The 14,526-nt window shown below is 55.0% G+C and carries 14 protein-coding genes; 13 read left to right on the plus strand and 1 reads right to left on the minus strand.

All coding sequences use genetic code 11. The annotated features are described in order from the left end of the window. Positions 1-57: 57 nt before the first annotated feature. Positions 58-999 carry a pyrimidine-specific ribonucleoside hydrolase RihA gene (gene rihA, locus ACOTX2_RS09210; RefSeq protein WP_063148013.1) on the plus strand — a complete coding sequence of 314 codons (942 nt, stop codon included), beginning with the start codon at positions 58-60 and terminating at the stop codon, positions 997-999. Between the two features lie 68 nt (positions 1,000-1,067). Here the strand turns inward: rihA and ACOTX2_RS09215 are convergent, their stop codons facing one another. Next, positions 1,068-1,550 (minus strand): zinc ribbon-containing protein, encoded by a 483-nt coding sequence (locus ACOTX2_RS09215; RefSeq protein ID WP_032621827.1) that lies wholly within the window; start codon positions 1,548-1,550, stop codon positions 1,068-1,070. 214 nt (positions 1,551-1,764) lie between these two features. On the opposite strand from ACOTX2_RS09215, the gene leuS reads away from it, so the two are divergent. From leuS to lipB, 12 genes are all read left to right on the plus strand, one after another. Next, the gene (gene leuS / locus ACOTX2_RS09220; RefSeq protein WP_015571136.1) at positions 1,765-4,347 is read left to right on the plus strand and encodes a leucine--tRNA ligase; all 2,583 of its coding nucleotides are present in this window, start codon (positions 1,765-1,767) and stop codon (positions 4,345-4,347) included. Between the two features lie 14 nt (positions 4,348-4,361). Beyond that, on the plus strand, positions 4,362-4,931 hold the full coding sequence (lptE, locus tag ACOTX2_RS09225) for an LPS assembly lipoprotein LptE (RefSeq protein WP_022647432.1): 570 nt from the start codon (positions 4,362-4,364) through the stop codon (positions 4,929-4,931). Continuing rightward, positions 4,931-5,962, plus strand: coding sequence for a DNA polymerase III subunit delta (holA, locus tag ACOTX2_RS09230; RefSeq protein ID WP_063148014.1), 1,032 nt, complete (start codon positions 4,931-4,933; stop codon positions 5,960-5,962). The genes lptE and holA overlap by 1 nt, the downstream gene beginning before the upstream one ends. Next, the gene (nadD, locus tag ACOTX2_RS09235; protein ID WP_023299589.1) at positions 5,955-6,620 is read left to right on the plus strand and encodes a nicotinate-nucleotide adenylyltransferase; all 666 of its coding nucleotides are present in this window, start codon (positions 5,955-5,957) and stop codon (positions 6,618-6,620) included. The genes holA and nadD overlap by 8 nt, the downstream gene beginning before the upstream one ends. A 268-nt stretch (positions 6,621-6,888) precedes the next feature. Next, a complete protein-coding gene (gene rsfS, locus ACOTX2_RS09240) occupies positions 6,889-7,206 on the plus strand; it encodes a ribosome silencing factor (RefSeq protein WP_003858696.1) in 318 nt (105 codons plus the stop codon). Between the two features lie 3 nt (positions 7,207-7,209). Continuing rightward, a complete protein-coding gene (gene rlmH, locus ACOTX2_RS09245; protein ID WP_003858701.1) occupies positions 7,210-7,677 on the plus strand; it encodes a 23S rRNA (pseudouridine(1915)-N(3))-methyltransferase RlmH in 468 nt (155 codons plus the stop codon). Between the two features lie 28 nt (positions 7,678-7,705). Next, on the plus strand, positions 7,706-9,607 hold the full coding sequence (gene mrdA / locus ACOTX2_RS09250) for a peptidoglycan DD-transpeptidase MrdA (protein WP_015571138.1): 1,902 nt from the start codon (positions 7,706-7,708) through the stop codon (positions 9,605-9,607). A gap of 2 nt (positions 9,608-9,609) precedes the next feature. Beyond that, complete coding sequence (mrdB, locus tag ACOTX2_RS09255; RefSeq protein WP_022647428.1) at positions 9,610-10,722, plus strand: peptidoglycan glycosyltransferase MrdB; 1,113 nt, start codon at positions 9,610-9,612, stop codon at positions 10,720-10,722. 16 nt (positions 10,723-10,738) lie between these two features. Then, entirely contained in the window at positions 10,739-11,845 is a 1,107-nt protein-coding gene (gene rlpA / locus ACOTX2_RS09260) for an endolytic peptidoglycan transglycosylase RlpA (RefSeq protein ID WP_022647427.1), read from the plus strand. 139 nt (positions 11,846-11,984) lie between these two features. Next, complete coding sequence (gene dacA, locus ACOTX2_RS09265; RefSeq protein ID WP_003858714.1) at positions 11,985-13,196, plus strand: D-alanyl-D-alanine carboxypeptidase DacA; 1,212 nt, start codon at positions 11,985-11,987, stop codon at positions 13,194-13,196. A 107-nt stretch (positions 13,197-13,303) separates the two neighbouring features. Further along, positions 13,304-13,567, plus strand: a complete 264-nt coding sequence (gene ybeD / locus ACOTX2_RS09270; RefSeq protein WP_003858718.1) for a DUF493 family protein YbeD — start codon at positions 13,304-13,306, stop codon at positions 13,565-13,567. 94 nt (positions 13,568-13,661) lie between these two features. Further along, on the plus strand, positions 13,662-14,303 hold the full coding sequence (gene lipB, locus ACOTX2_RS09275; RefSeq protein WP_023299587.1) for a lipoyl(octanoyl) transferase LipB: 642 nt from the start codon (positions 13,662-13,664) through the stop codon (positions 14,301-14,303). Positions 14,304-14,526 lie beyond the last annotated feature (223 nt).

Below are 14,526 nucleotides of genomic sequence, written 5' to 3' on the forward strand. Positions count from 1 at the left end.
CGGCGTCACATCGCAGCGTTAACCTTGTCACAAATAATGCTAAGAATGGAGAACGCCATGACACAGCCTATTATTCTCGACTGCGATCCGGGTCATGATGACGCAATCGCACTCGTCCTTGCTCTTGCCTCCCCTGAACTGGACGTAAAAGCTGTCACCTCCTCTGCAGGGAACCAGACGCCGGATAAAACCCTGCGAAACGTGTTGCGCATGTTAACGCTGCTAAAACGCACCGATATTCCGGTCGCAGGTGGCGCCATTAAGCCGCTAATGCGCGAGCTGATCATTGCGGATAACGTTCACGGTGAAAGTGGGCTGGATGGCCCGGCGCTGCCGGAGCCGGGTTTCGCACCACAAAACTGCACTGCCGTCGAGCTCATGGCGAAAGTTCTGCGTGAAAGCGCAGAGCCCGTGACGCTGGTGGCGACCGGCCCACAGACCAACGTAGCGCTGCTGCTGAACAGCCATCCTGAACTGCACAGCAATATCGCCCGTATCGTCATCATGGGCGGGGCAATGGGGCTGGGGAACTGGACGCCAGCCGCGGAGTTCAACATCTTTGTTGACCCGGAAGCCGCAGAAATCGTCTTCCAGTCGGGCCTGCCGATTGTGATGGCGGGGCTGGACGTTACCCACCGCGCACAAATTATGGCGCAGGACATCGAACGATTTCGTACTGTGGGTAACCCGGTTGCAACAACCGTGGCAGAGCTGCTCGATTTCTTTATGGAGTATCACAAAGCCGAGAAGTGGGGATTCCACGGCGCCCCGCTGCATGACCCATGCACCATCGCCTGGCTACTGAAGCCGGAAATGTTTACCACGGTCGAGCGTTGGGTTGGTGTGGAAACACAGGGGAAATATACCCAGGGAATGACGGTGGTGGACTATTACTCGCTGACGGGAAACAAGCCGAATACCACAGTGATGGTGGATATCGATCGGAAAGCGTTTGTGGATTTGCTGGCGGAGAGGCTGGCTTATTATTCTGCGGCCTGATGCCCTCACCCACAGGGAGAGGGAGCAGACACTAAAAACGGCAACGACGTTGCCGTTTTGCTTTTTCCCTACGGCTCAAACGGCCGACGCTGGAACTGGTCGTGCCCGCATTTCGGACACAGCGACAGCACCTCCGGCGTATAAACGGCGATATGGTGGTGGCACTTCTCACACACCAGGTTCCCCAGCCCCACCACTTCGCCGCTGTGATAGACACCGTGGTGGTTTAAATCCTGGAATACCTCGCGCCACTCCAGTTGGGTTTTATCGGTAATATCCGCCAGCTCCTGCCACAGGCTCTCTTTAATTACCCGCATAAAAACACTGTCGGCGATTTCGTCCTGGCTCTCTTCATAGCTTCGCGCAAACTCTTCCAGGTCGCGGCGCACGGCGCGCGTCACCTCTTCCACTTCGGTTCGCGATAACTCACCCGTTTGCGTCACGCGTGCGCGTGCCTGTTCGACCAACGCGTCGATATCACGTTCGCCGTTACGCAGCCTTTCCGTCAGAGTCGCTACCAGTTCACGGTAAAATTGAGCAACCTTGTTCATCATTTTGCCTCCCGGGTAAGTAACTGTCTCTAATAATAGACCTTATTTCGTCGCCGCTTTGTCAGGTGAAGCACAGACCCGGTAAATTCCTGCAAAGTGCATTTGCGTGAAAGGCTGTTTTGACGCGGGCGTTTGGGCTATGCTATGCGGATCTGAATTACCACATCCATTGGCTACATTTGTAGCTGTATTGAACACAGGACCACTGGCTGCCATGCAAGAGCAATACCGCCCGGAAGAGATAGAATCAAAAGTCCAGCAACACTGGGACGAGAAGCGCACCTTTGAAGTAACCGAAGACGAGAGCAAAGAGAAGTATTACTGCCTGTCGATGCTTCCCTATCCTTCTGGTCGACTACACATGGGCCACGTGCGTAACTACACCATCGGTGACGTGATTGCACGCTACCAGCGTATGCTGGGCAAAAACGTACTTCAGCCTATCGGCTGGGATGCGTTCGGCCTGCCTGCTGAAGGCGCGGCGGTGAAAAACAACACGGCACCGGCTCCGTGGACGTACGACAACATCGCGTACATGAAAAACCAGCTGAAAATGCTGGGCTTTGGCTATGACTGGAGCCGCGAGCTGGCAACCTGTACCCCGGAATACTACCGCTGGGAGCAGAAGTTCTTCACCGAGCTGTATAAAAAAGGCCTGGTCTACAAGAAAACGTCCGCCGTTAACTGGTGCCCGAACGACCAGACCGTTCTCGCGAACGAGCAGGTTATCGATGGCTGCTGCTGGCGCTGTGACACCAAAGTAGAGCGTAAAGAGATCCCGCAGTGGTTTATCAAAATCACCGCCTACGCTGACGAGTTGCTGAACGATCTGGATAATCTGGATCACTGGCCTGACACCGTTAAGACCATGCAGCGCAACTGGATCGGCCGTTCCGAAGGTGTGGAAATTACCTTTAACGTAGAAAACTACGACCAGACGCTGACCGTCTACACCACCCGTCCGGACACCTTCATGGGCGCGACCTACCTGGCCGTGGCCGCAGGTCATCCGCTGGCGCAAAAAGCGGCGGAAAACAATCCGGAGCTGGCGACCTTTATCGACGAATGCCGCAACACGAAAGTGGCCGAAGCCGACATGGCGACGATGGAGAAAAAAGGCGTTGATACCGGCTTCAAAGCGATCCACCCGCTGACGGGCGAAGCGATACCTGTCTGGGCCGCCAACTTCGTACTGATGGAATACGGCACAGGCGCCGTGATGGCCGTGCCGGGTCACGATCAGCGCGACTACGAATTTGCCACCAAATACGGCCTGACCATCAAGCCTGTTATTCTTGCTGCTGACGGCTCTGAACCCGATCTCTCTGAGCAAGCGCTGACTGAAAAAGGCACCCTGTTTAACTCCGGTGAGTTCAGCGGCCTGAGCTTCGAAGAGGGCTTCAACGCCATTGCCGACAAACTGGCATCCCTGGGCGTGGGCGAGCGTAAAGTGAACTACCGTCTGCGCGACTGGGGCGTTTCCCGTCAGCGTTACTGGGGTGCGCCAATCCCAATGGTGACCCTGGAAGACGGCACCGTGATGCCAACGCCGGAAGATCAACTGCCGGTGATCCTGCCGGAAGACGTGGTCATGGACGGCATCACCAGCCCGATCAAAGCCGATCCTGAGTGGGCAAAAACCACCGTCAACGGTCAGCCAGCGCTGCGTGAAACCGACACCTTTGACACCTTTATGGAATCCTCCTGGTACTATGCGCGCTACACCTGCCCGCAGTACAAAGAAGGCATGCTGGATTCCGATGCTGCAAACTACTGGCTGCCGGTAGACATCTATATCGGTGGCATTGAACACGCCATCATGCACCTGCTCTACTTCCGCTTCTTCCACAAACTGATGCGTGACGCAGGCCTGGTCAACTCCGACGAACCGGCAAAACAGCTGCTGTGTCAGGGTATGGTGCTGGCAGATGCGTTCTACTACGTTGGCGCGAACGGTGAACGTAACTGGGTTTCTCCGGTTGATGCGATTGTGGAGCGCGACGAGAAAGGCCGTATCGTGAAGGCGAAAGACGCCGAAGGTCATGAACTGGTTTATACCGGCATGAGCAAGATGTCCAAGTCTAAAAATAACGGTATCGACCCGCAGGTGATGGTTGAGCGTTACGGCGCTGACACCGTGCGTCTGTTCATGATGTTCGCCTCCCCGGCAGATATGACGCTGGAATGGCAGGAATCCGGCGTTGAAGGGGCAAACCGCTTCCTGAAACGCGTCTGGAAACTGGTTTACGAGCACACCTCACAAGGTGATGCGCCAGCGCTGAACGTGGCTGCACTGAGCGAAGATCAGCAGGCGCTGCGTCGTGATGTTCATAAAACCATTGCGAAAGTCACCGATGATATTGGTCGTCGTCAGACCTTCAATACCGCAATTGCGGCTATTATGGAACTGATGAACAAGCTGGCGAAAGCCCCGCAGGACGGCGAGCAGGATCGCGCGTTAATGCGCGAAGCGCTGCTGGCGGTCGTTCGCATGCTGAACCCGTTCACGCCGCACGTTAGCTTCACCCTGTGGCAGGAGCTGAAAGGCGAAGGGGATATCGACAACGCGCCGTGGCCAGTGGCGGATGAATCCGCTATGGTGGAAAACACCACGCTGGTTGTGGTGCAGGTTAACGGTAAAGTGCGCGGTAAAATTACCGTCGCGGTCGACGCAACCGAAGAACAGGTTCGCGAGCGCGCAGGCCAGGAGCATCTGGTCGCGAAATACCTTGAGGGCGTTACCGTACGTAAAGTGATCTACGTACCCGGTAAACTGCTGAATCTGGTCGTTGGCTAAGCGCGGGAGGAAACGTGCGACACCTGGCAACAATACTCTTATCTCTGGCGGTGCTGGTCACCGCTGGCTGCGGCTGGCACCTGCGCAATACCACGGCAGTGCCTGCTCAGATGAAAACAATGATCTTCGACTCATCCGATCCGAATGGACCGCTGAGCCGGGCCATTCGTAACCAGCTGCGTTTGAACGATGTTGAGCTGATCGAGAAGGGAACCCTGCGTCAGGATGTTCCTTCGCTCCGCGTCCTGAAATCAACGCTGTCACAAGACACGGCATCGATCTTCCAGGATGGACGAACCGCGGAATATCAAATGGTGCTTACCGTTGATGCGGCCGTTTTAATGCCAGGTAAAGATATTTACCCTATCAATACCAAAGTCTACCGCTCGTTCTTCGATAACCCGCAGACGGCCCTGGCAAAAGACGCCGAACAGCAGATTATCATCAAGGAAATGTATGATAAGGCCGCGGAGCAACTGATCCGCAGACTGCCTGCCATTGCCGCGTCGACGAAAAAAGGCGCTGACGTTATCGAAACACCGGATGCCAGCACGCCGGATATGCCAACGTCGCTGGGTAACTGATGATCAGGTTGTATCCTGAACAACTCCGCGCGCAGCTCAACGAAGGGCTGCGCGCGGCCTATCTGCTACTCGGCAATGACCCCCTGTTACTTCAGGAAAGCCTTGATGCGGTTCGCCATGCGGCAGCCGCGCAGGGTTTCGATGAGCATCATACGTTCCAGATCGATAACAGTACCGACTGGAACGCTATCTTCTCGCTTTGTCAGGCCATGAGCCTGTTTGCCTCTCGTCAGACAATCCAGATCGTGCTGCCAGAGAATGGTCCTAACTCGGCCATTAATGAACAGCTGACCATGCTGGTGAGTTTATTACACGGCGATCTGCTGCTTATCGTACGCGGTAACAAGTTCACGAAAGCGCAGGAAAACGCGGCCTGGTTTACCCAGCTTGCTACCAATGCGGTACTGGTCACCTGCCAGACGCCAGAACAGGCGCATCTGCCAAAATGGGTTGCCGCGCGCGCAAAGCTGCACAATCTGCAACTGGATGATGCCGCCAGCCAGCTCCTTTGCTATTGCTATGAAGGCAACCTTCTGGCACTGGCGCAGGCGCTGGACAGGCTCGCCCTGCTGTGGCCCGATGGCAAGCTGACGCTACCGCGCGTGGAACAGGCGGTGAATGATGCCGCGCACTTTACTCCCTTCCACTGGGTTGATGCGCTGCTGTCGGCGAAAAGTAAGCGAGCCCTGCACATACTGCAACAGCTGCGCCTGGAAGGGAGTGAGCCGGTCATTCTGCTCCGCACGCTCCAGCGCGAATTACTGCTGCTGAACAACCTTAAACGTCAGTCGGCACATACGCCCCTGCGCGCCTTATTCGATAAACATCGCGTCTGGCAGAACCGTCGGGCGATGACCACGGAGGCGATAAACCGCCTGAGCCAGGAGCAGTTGCGTCAGGCAGTGCAACTTCTGATGCGCGCCGAACTGACGTTAAAACAGGACTACAGCCAGTCTGTCTGGGCGGAGCTGGAGAGCCTCTCTTTGCTGCTCTGCCATAAGGCGCTGGCAGACGTATTTATCGATGGGTGATATGCATTCTTTACAGGCAATGTATGGCGGGACCTTCGACCCGGTACACTATGGGCATCTTAAGCCGGTAGAAATCCTCGCGAATTTGATTGGGTTGCAGCGGGTAATCATCATGCCCAACAATGTTCCTCCGCATCGTCCTCAGCCAGAAGCAACCAGCGAGCAGCGCAAAGCGATGCTCGCGCTGGCTATCGCAGATAAGCCTCTCTTCACGCTGGATGAGCGCGAATTGCGCAGGGATACCCCTTCCTGGACATCGCAAACGCTGCGGGAGTGGCGCGCTGAGCAGGGGCCCATGCAACCGCTGGCGTTTATCATCGGCCAGGATTCCTTGCTCAACTTTCCCAGCTGGTACCAGTACGAAACCATTCTGGAAAACAGTCATCTGCTGGTCTGCCGCCGTCCGGGCTACCCGTTGACCATGCGCGATGCGCAGCATCAGCAGTGGCTTGACGCGCATCTGACGGACAATATAGAAGACCTGCACAGTCTACCCGCCGGGAAAATTTACCTCGCTGAAACGCCGTGGTTTGATATTTCCGCGACCCTCATCCGCGAGCGTCTCCAGCAAGGTTTAGACTGTGACGATCTCCTGCCCTCGCCCGTGCTGGCCTATATCCACGCACACGGTTTGTATCAGAAAAGTACAGATGCCTGATCATCACCGGCGAAATTGTCTGTTAATGTTTATCCTGCCTTGACAGGCTAAGCCATACTGATATCCTCCGCTGCCAGACTTTCCCGCCGATCGCTGCTTTACAGAAATTGTTTTACAAAAATGGCGATGCAATCTCAGGCGGAGGGTGGGATGATACCCGCCTTCAAAAGCCGGGCGGTGACATTTGTCCCGCGACTGGCGTCAGTTCAGGTATACTGACTGGCCACGAATTCATAGTTGTACAATCTCATTCACCCAGGGGGAAAACTTGCAGGGTAAAGCACTCCAGGATTTTGTTATCGACAAAATTGATGACCTGAAAGGTCAGGACATCATCGCTATCGACGTTAAGGGTAAATCCAGCATCACCGACTGCATGATCATCTGCACCGGGACCTCAACTCGTCACGTTGTTTCGATTGCTGACCATGTTGTTCAGGAATCGCGCGCGGCAGGGCTGCTTCCGCTGGGCGTTGAAGGTGAAGCGACCGCTGACTGGGTGGTTGTCGATCTCGGCGATGTGATTGTCCACGTCATGCAGGAAGAGAGCCGTCGCCTGTATGAGCTGGAAAAACTCTGGGGTTAATGCGTGAAGTTGCAACTGGTCGCCGTCGGCACCAAAATGCCGGACTGGGTACAAACCGGTTTTACTGAGTATCTGCGTCGTTTCCCAAAAGATATGCCGTTCGAACTGGTGGAGATCCCAGCAGGAAAGCGCGGCAAGAACGCAGATATCAAACGTATTCTCGATAAAGAGGGAGAGCTGATGCTGGCTGCCGCAGGCAAAAACCGCATCGTGACCCTCGATATCCCGGGAAAACCCTGGGATACGCCGCAGCTGGCGCACGAACTGGAGCGCTGGAAGCAGGATGGTCGTGATGTCAGTCTGTTGATTGGCGGACCAGAGGGGTTATCTCCCGCCTGCAAAGCGGCAGCAGAACAAAGTTGGTCACTCTCGGCGCTGACGTTGCCCCACCCGCTTGTGCGGGTTCTCGTGGCAGAAAGTTTGTATCGCGCATGGAGCATCACTACCAACCACCCTTATCACCGCGAGTAATGACTGACCAGGGTAATTTAAGCAGCGGATGAAACTACAGAATTCTTTTCGCGACTATACGGCTGAGTCCGCGCTGTTTGTGCGCCGGGCGCTGGTCGCCTTTACGGGGATTTTGCTGCTTACCGGCGTGCTGATCGCCAACCTCTATAATCTGCAAATTGTCCGCTATACCGATTACCAGACCCGCTCAAACGAAAACCGTATCAAGCTGGTGCCCATCGCGCCCAGCCGCGGCATTATCTACGATCGTAACGGCACCCCGCTGGCGCTAAACCGCACCATCTACCAGATAGAGATGATGCCAGAGAAAGTGGATAACGTGCAGGATACGCTGAACGCGCTGAGAAGCGTTGTCGACCTGACTGATGACGACATCGCTGCGTTCAAAAAAGAGCGCGCACGTTCTCACCGCTTCACCTCTATTCCGGTAAAAACCAACCTGACGGAAGTGCAGGTCGCCCGTTTTGCCGTTAACCAGTACCGTTTCCCCGGTGTGGAAGTCAAAGGCTATAAACGTCGCTACTATCCTTACGGCTCCGCGCTGACGCACGTCATAGGCTACGTCTCCAAAATTAACGATAAAGACGTCGAACGCCTTGATAAAGACGGCAAGCTGGCTAACTACGCCGCAACCCATGATATTGGCAAGCTTGGGATTGAACGTTATTACGAAGATGTCCTGCACGGTCAGACCGGGTATGAAGAGGTTGAAGTTAACAACCGTGGCCGCGTGATCCGTCAGCTCAAAGAGGTTCCCCCACAGGCGGGACATGACGTTTATCTGACGCTCGACCTGAAGCTACAGCAGTATATCGAAACGCTGCTGGCGGGTAGCCGGGCCGCCGTAATCGTGACCGACCCGCGTACCGGCGGTATTCTGGCGATGGTTTCTATGCCAAGCTACGATCCGAACCTCTTCGTGGATGGCATCTCCAGCAAGGATTACTCCGGCCTGCTCAACGATCCAAACACCCCGCTGGTGAACCGCGCCACGCAGGGGGTTTATCCTCCAGCCTCAACGGTAAAACCGTATGTCGCCGTTTCTGCGCTGAGCGCGGGCGTCATTACCCGTAATACCAGTCTGTTTGACCCTGGCTGGTGGCAGTTACCTGGCTCTGAAAAACGCTACCGTGACTGGAAAAAATGGGGTCACGGCCATCTGAACGTGACCAAATCACTGGAGGAGTCGGCGGATACCTTCTTCTATCAGGTCGCCTACGACATGGGTATTGATCGTCTGTCTGAATGGATGAGCAAATTCGGCTACGGACATTACACCGGTATAGATTTGGCGGAAGAACGTTCCGGCAACATGCCAACCCGCGAATGGAAGCTGAAGCGCTTTAAAAAACCCTGGTATCAGGGTGATACCATTCCGGTGGGCATCGGCCAGGGCTACTGGACGGCAACGCCGCTGCAAATGAACAAGGCGATGATGATCCTCATCAACGATGGCGTTGTGAAAGTACCGCACCTGCTGCAAAGCACCGTAGAAGACGGCAAAAAAGTGCCATGGATACAGCCGCACGAGCCGCCGGTGGGTGACATTCATTCCGGGTACTGGGAAATCGCGAAAGACGGCATGTATGGCGTAGCCAACCGCCCTAACGGGACGGCGCACAAATATTTCGCTGGCGCACCGTATAAGGTTGCCGCGAAATCAGGTACGGCTCAGGTCTTCGGTCTGAAAGCGAATGAAACCTATAACGCACATAAAATTGCCGAACGTCTGCGTGACCACAAGCTCATGACGGCGTTTGCCCCTTATGATAACCCGCAGGTTGCGGTGGCGATGATTCTTGAGAACGGCGGCGCAGGCCCGGCGGTGGGTACCATCATGCGTCAAATCCTCGACCACATCATGCTGGGTGATAACAACACCGAACTGCCAGCTGAAAACCCGGCAGCCGCTGCGGCGGAGGACCAATAATCATGACGGATAATCCGAATAAAAAATCGCTGTGGGATAAGATCCACATCGACCCTGCCATGCTGCTGATCCTGCTGGCTCTGCTGGTGTACAGCGCCCTCGTTATCTGGAGCGCCAGCGGCCAGGATATCGGCATGATGGAGCGTAAAGTTGGCCAGATCGCCATGGGTCTGGTCATTATGGTGGTGATGGCGCAAATACCACCGCGCGTGTATGAGGGCTGGGCGCCCTATCTCTATATTTTCTGTATCATTTTGCTGGTGGCAGTAGATGCGTTCGGTGCTATCTCGAAGGGGGCGCAACGCTGGCTGGATCTGGGGATTGTCCGCTTCCAGCCGTCAGAAATCGCCAAAATCGCCGTTCCGCTGATGGTGGCGCGCTTCATTAACCGCGACGTCTGCCCGCCGTCGTTGAAGAATACCGCCATTGCGCTGGTGCTAATTTTCCTGCCGACGCTGCTCGTGGCCGCACAGCCTGACCTCGGTACCTCGATTCTCATCGCCCTCTCCGGCCTGTTCGTCCTGTTCCTGTCCGGCCTGAGCTGGCGTCTGATCGGCATCGCGGTGGTCCTGCTGGCTGCCTTTATTCCTATTCTCTGGTTCTTCCTGATGCATGATTACCAGCGCCAGCGCGTGATGATGCTGCTCGATCCCGAGACCGATCCGCTGGGCGCAGGCTATCATATTATTCAGTCGAAGATTGCGATTGGCTCCGGCGGCCTGCGCGGAAAAGGCTGGCTGCACGGGACTCAGTCGCAGCTCGAATTTTTACCGGAACGCCACACCGACTTTATCTTTGCCGTTCTGGCTGAGGAGTTAGGGCTGGTTGGCATCCTGGTGCTGCTTGCACTCTACGTGCTGTTGATCATGCGTGGGCTCTACATTGCCGCACGCGCGCAGACCACCTTTGGCCGGGTTATGGCGGGTGGATTAATGTTGATTTTGTTCGTTTATGTCTTCGTAAATATTGGTATGGTGAGTGGTATTCTGCCGGTTGTTGGCGTACCGCTGCCGCTGGTGAGTTACGGGGGCTCGGCACTGATCGTGTTGATGGCCGGGTTTGGTATCGTCATGTCGATCCATACCCACAGGAAAATGTTGTCCAAAAGCGTATAAAAATAAGGGGATCGCAATGCGTAAGCAGTGGCTGGGGATCTGCATCGCAGCAAGTTTACTTGCCGCCTGTACAAGTGATGATGGTCAGCAACAGGCAACCGTCGCGCCGCCGCAGCCTGCGGTCTGTAATGGCCCGATTGTTGAAATTAGCGGTGCCGATCCCGTTTATGAACCGCTGAACGCCAGCGTGAATCAGGATTATCAGCGCGACGGTAAAAGCTATAAAATCGTTCAGGATCCTTCCCGTTTCAGCCAGGCCGGCTTTGCTGCCATCTATGACGCTGAGCCAGGCAGCAATCTGACCGCGTCAGGTGAAACCTTCGATCCGATGCAGATCACGGCGGCACACCCGACACTGCCTATTCCAAGCTATGCGCGCATCACTAACCTGGCGAATGGCCGGATGATCGTGGTACGTATCAACGATCGTGGCCCTTACGGCAACGATCGCGTGATCTCCCTGTCACGCGCGGCAGCCGACCGTCTGAATACCTCAAATAATACAAAAGTGCGTATCGACCCGATTATCGTGGCGCAGGATGGTTCGCTGTCTGGCCCGGGCACGGCCTGTACCACGGTCGCGAAACAGACCTACGCCCTGCCCGCACGCCCGGATCTAAGCGGTGGTATGGGGGGCGCTTCAATGCCAGCAGAGCCCGCGCAGCCGCAGGGTGAAGTGCACGCCATCAGCAACGATACGCTACAAAGTGAAGATGCGACAGGCGCCCCGGTGAAAAGCAGTGGTTTCCTTGGTGCACCCACCACGTTAGCGCCGGGCGTGATTGAATCAAATGAACCTGCCCCAGCGCCTGCGCCCGTTGTTGCTGCACCCGCTGCACAACCCGCTCCGGTAACCGCACCGGCTGCTACGCAGACTGCGGCGCCTGCGACGGCGAGCGGCAGCTACGTGGTTCAGGTTGGCGCCGTCAGCGATCGGGCCCGTGCAGAGCAGTATCAGCAGCGTTTAAGCCAGCAGTTTGGCGTGCCAGGCCGCGTTGAGCAAAACGGTGCGGTATGGCGTATCCAGATGGGTCCGTTTGCCAGCAAATCGCAGGCAGCGTCCCTGCAACAGCGTTTGCAGAGCGAGGCGCAGCTCCAGTCGTTTATCGCTGTTGCGAAGTAATTAATCGGTGGTATCCGAAATGTCAGTTTGTGTAAACCACGTTAACACTCTCATGATGAAAGTCGGATGCCTGCCCGTATAGCATTTGCTATAGTAAGGCACTTTTTTTAATTCCATCACGGATGTCGTAGTTCTGACCATGAAGACCACTTTTTCTGCTCGTTTTGTGCAGCGCATGGCGCTGACCACGGCCCTTTGCGCTGCTGCGTTCTCCGCAGCTCACGCGGATGACCTGAACATCAAGACCATGATCCCTGGCGTTCCGCAGATCGACGCGGAATCCTACATCCTGATTGATTACAACTCCGGCAAAGTTCTTGCAGAACAGAACGCCGATGCCCGCCGCGATCCGGCCAGCCTGACCAAAATGATGACCAGCTATGTTATCGGCCAGGCCATGAAAGCGGGTAAATTTAAAGAAACCGATCTGGTGACTATCGGTAACGATGCGTGGGCAACCGGCAACCCGGTGTTCAAAGGTTCATCGCTGATGTTCCTGAAGCCAGGCATGCAGGTTCCGGTCTCTCAGCTTATCCGTGGCATCAACTTGCAGTCCGGTAACGACGCCTGCGTGGCAATGGCCGATTTTGCAGCGGGCAGCCAGGACGCGTTTGTGGGCCTGATGAACAGCTACGTCTCTGCGCTGGGCCTGAAAAACAGCCACTTCCAGACCGTTCACGGCCTGGACGCCGAAGGTCAGTACAGCTCCGCGCGTGACATGGCGCTGATCGGTCAGGCGCTGATCCGCGATGTGCCAAACGAGTACTCTATCTACAAAGAGAAAGAGTTCACCTTCAACGGCATTCGTCAGACCAACCGTAACGGCCTGCTGTGGGACAATAGCCTGAACGTCGACGGCATCAAAACTGGTCACACCGACAAAGCCGGCTATAACCTGGTGGCTTCTGCCACTGAAGGCCAGATGCGTCTGATCTCTGCCGTGATGGGGGGCCGCACGTTTAAAGGACGCGAAACGGAAAGTAAAAAACTGCTGACCTGGGGCTTCCGCTTCTTCGAAACCGTGAATCCGCTGAAAGCCGGTAAAGAATTTGCCTCTGAACCTGTCTGGTTTGGCGATAACGACCGTGCTTCCCTGGGTGTGGACAAAGATCTCTATCTGACGATCCCACGCGGTCGTATGAAAGATCTGAAAGCCAGCTACGTGCTGAATACCACCGAGCTGCACGCCCCGCTGCAAAAGAATCAGGTCGTGGGTACCATCAACTTCCAGCTGGATGGAAAAACCATCGATCAGCGCCCGCTGGTGGTGCTGGAGGAAATTCCTGAAGGCAATTTCTTCGGCAAAATCATTGATTACATTAAGCTGATGTTCCATCACTGGTTTGGTTAAAAATTGAACACTTGAAAGTGTGATTTTGATCCCCATATACTACGTATCAGTAAAACTCCCGCCCCGTGGCGGGAGTTATTATTTTTTATACACACGCCGGAGCTGACATGAAAACCAAACTTAACGAACTGCTTGAATTCCCTACCCCTTTTACTTACAAAGTAATGGGTCTGGCGAAACCTGAGCTGGTTGATCAGGTGGTTGAAGTGGTACAGCGCCATGCGCCGGGCGACTACTCTCCATCAGTCAAACCGAGCAGCAAAGGTAACTACCACTCAGTCTCAATCACCATCACTGCGACACACATTGAGCAGGTTGAGACGCTGTACGAAGAGCTCGGCAATATCGAAATTGTTCGTATGGTGCTGTAGTCCCTCAGCGGTTACCCGGTTTGCCGGGTAACCCACTTCCCCGCTGTGATATACTCCCCGTTACCTATTCTCCCTTGTCTTCGGAGACGTCCTTTTGTACCAGGATAAAATTCTTGTCCGCCATCTTGGGCTACAGCCTTACGAGCCTGTCTCTCAGGCTATGCATGACTTTACCGACAGGCGCGATGACACCACGCCTGATGAAATCTGGCTGGTTGAACACCTGCCGGTGTTCACTCAAGGCCAGGCAGGAAAAGCCGAACATTTATTGATGACGGGCGATATCCCGGTGATCCAGAGCGATCGCGGTGGACAGGTGACCTACCACGGCCCGGGCCAGCAGGTGATGTATGTTCTGCTTAACCTGAAACGCAGAAAGCTGGGCGTGCGTGAGCTCGTGACCTTACTGGAGCAAACCGTGGTGAATACGCTGGCTGAGTACGATATTGACGCTCACCCTCGCGCCGATGCCCCGGGCGTTTATGTGGGAGAGATGAAGATCTGTTCGCTGGGGCTGCGTATCCGCAAAGGCTGCTCGTTCCACGGGCTGGCGCTGAATATCAATATGGATTTGGCCCCCTTCCAGCGCATCAACCCATGTGGGTATGCCGGTATGGAAATGACGCAAATGCGCCAGTGGGTCGATACCGCCACGCCTGACAATATCCGGCCCGTGCTTCTGAAGAACTTTTTAGCACTGCTTAACAATCCCACCTACGAATATATTGCTGCTTAACTCACCTCGGGCAGTGGCTCAATTATTTGACCAGCCACTGCTTAATTACCGCATTTACGCTTTACAATAAACCGCATATTCTATATTTTCGAGTCGCCCATATATTAGCGTCACATATTAATTAGAACCTTAATAGAACCATCGCCGGGTTTCGTGTAACGTGCGTGACAATCACCCAACTGCTTGTTTTCGATAAATAATGGAAACTTACTAAACACTTTAC

The organism is Enterobacter cloacae complex sp. IR5412, from assembly GCF_049237385.1.
Lineage (GTDB): Bacteria > Pseudomonadota > Gammaproteobacteria > Enterobacterales > Enterobacteriaceae > Enterobacter > Enterobacter intestinihominis.

What these genes read in the sequence shown, in the direction of transcription:
- nadD (WP_023299589.1), top strand. Translation starts at nt 5,955, where the DNA reads ATGGGTGATATGCATTCTTTACAGGCAATGTATGGCGGGACCTTCGAC.
- dacA (WP_003858714.1), top strand. Translation starts at nt 11,985, where the DNA reads ATGAAGACCACTTTTTCTGCTCGTTTTGTGCAGCGCATGGCGCTGACC.
- ybeD (WP_003858718.1), top strand. Translation starts at nt 13,304, where the DNA reads ATGAAAACCAAACTTAACGAACTGCTTGAATTCCCTACCCCTTTTACT.
- rlpA (WP_022647427.1), top strand. Translation starts at nt 10,739, where the DNA reads ATGCGTAAGCAGTGGCTGGGGATCTGCATCGCAGCAAGTTTACTTGCC.
- holA (WP_063148014.1), top strand. Translation starts at nt 4,931, where the DNA reads ATGATCAGGTTGTATCCTGAACAACTCCGCGCGCAGCTCAACGAAGGG.
- ACOTX2_RS09215 (WP_032621827.1), bottom strand. Translation starts at nt 1,550, where the DNA reads ATGAACAAGGTTGCTCAATTTTACCGTGAACTGGTAGCGACTCTGACG.
- mrdB (WP_022647428.1), top strand. Translation starts at nt 9,610, where the DNA reads ATGACGGATAATCCGAATAAAAAATCGCTGTGGGATAAGATCCACATC.
- leuS (WP_015571136.1), top strand. Translation starts at nt 1,765, where the DNA reads ATGCAAGAGCAATACCGCCCGGAAGAGATAGAATCAAAAGTCCAGCAA.
- mrdA (WP_015571138.1), top strand. Translation starts at nt 7,706, where the DNA reads ATGAAACTACAGAATTCTTTTCGCGACTATACGGCTGAGTCCGCGCTG.
- rihA (WP_063148013.1), top strand. Translation starts at nt 58, where the DNA reads ATGACACAGCCTATTATTCTCGACTGCGATCCGGGTCATGATGACGCA.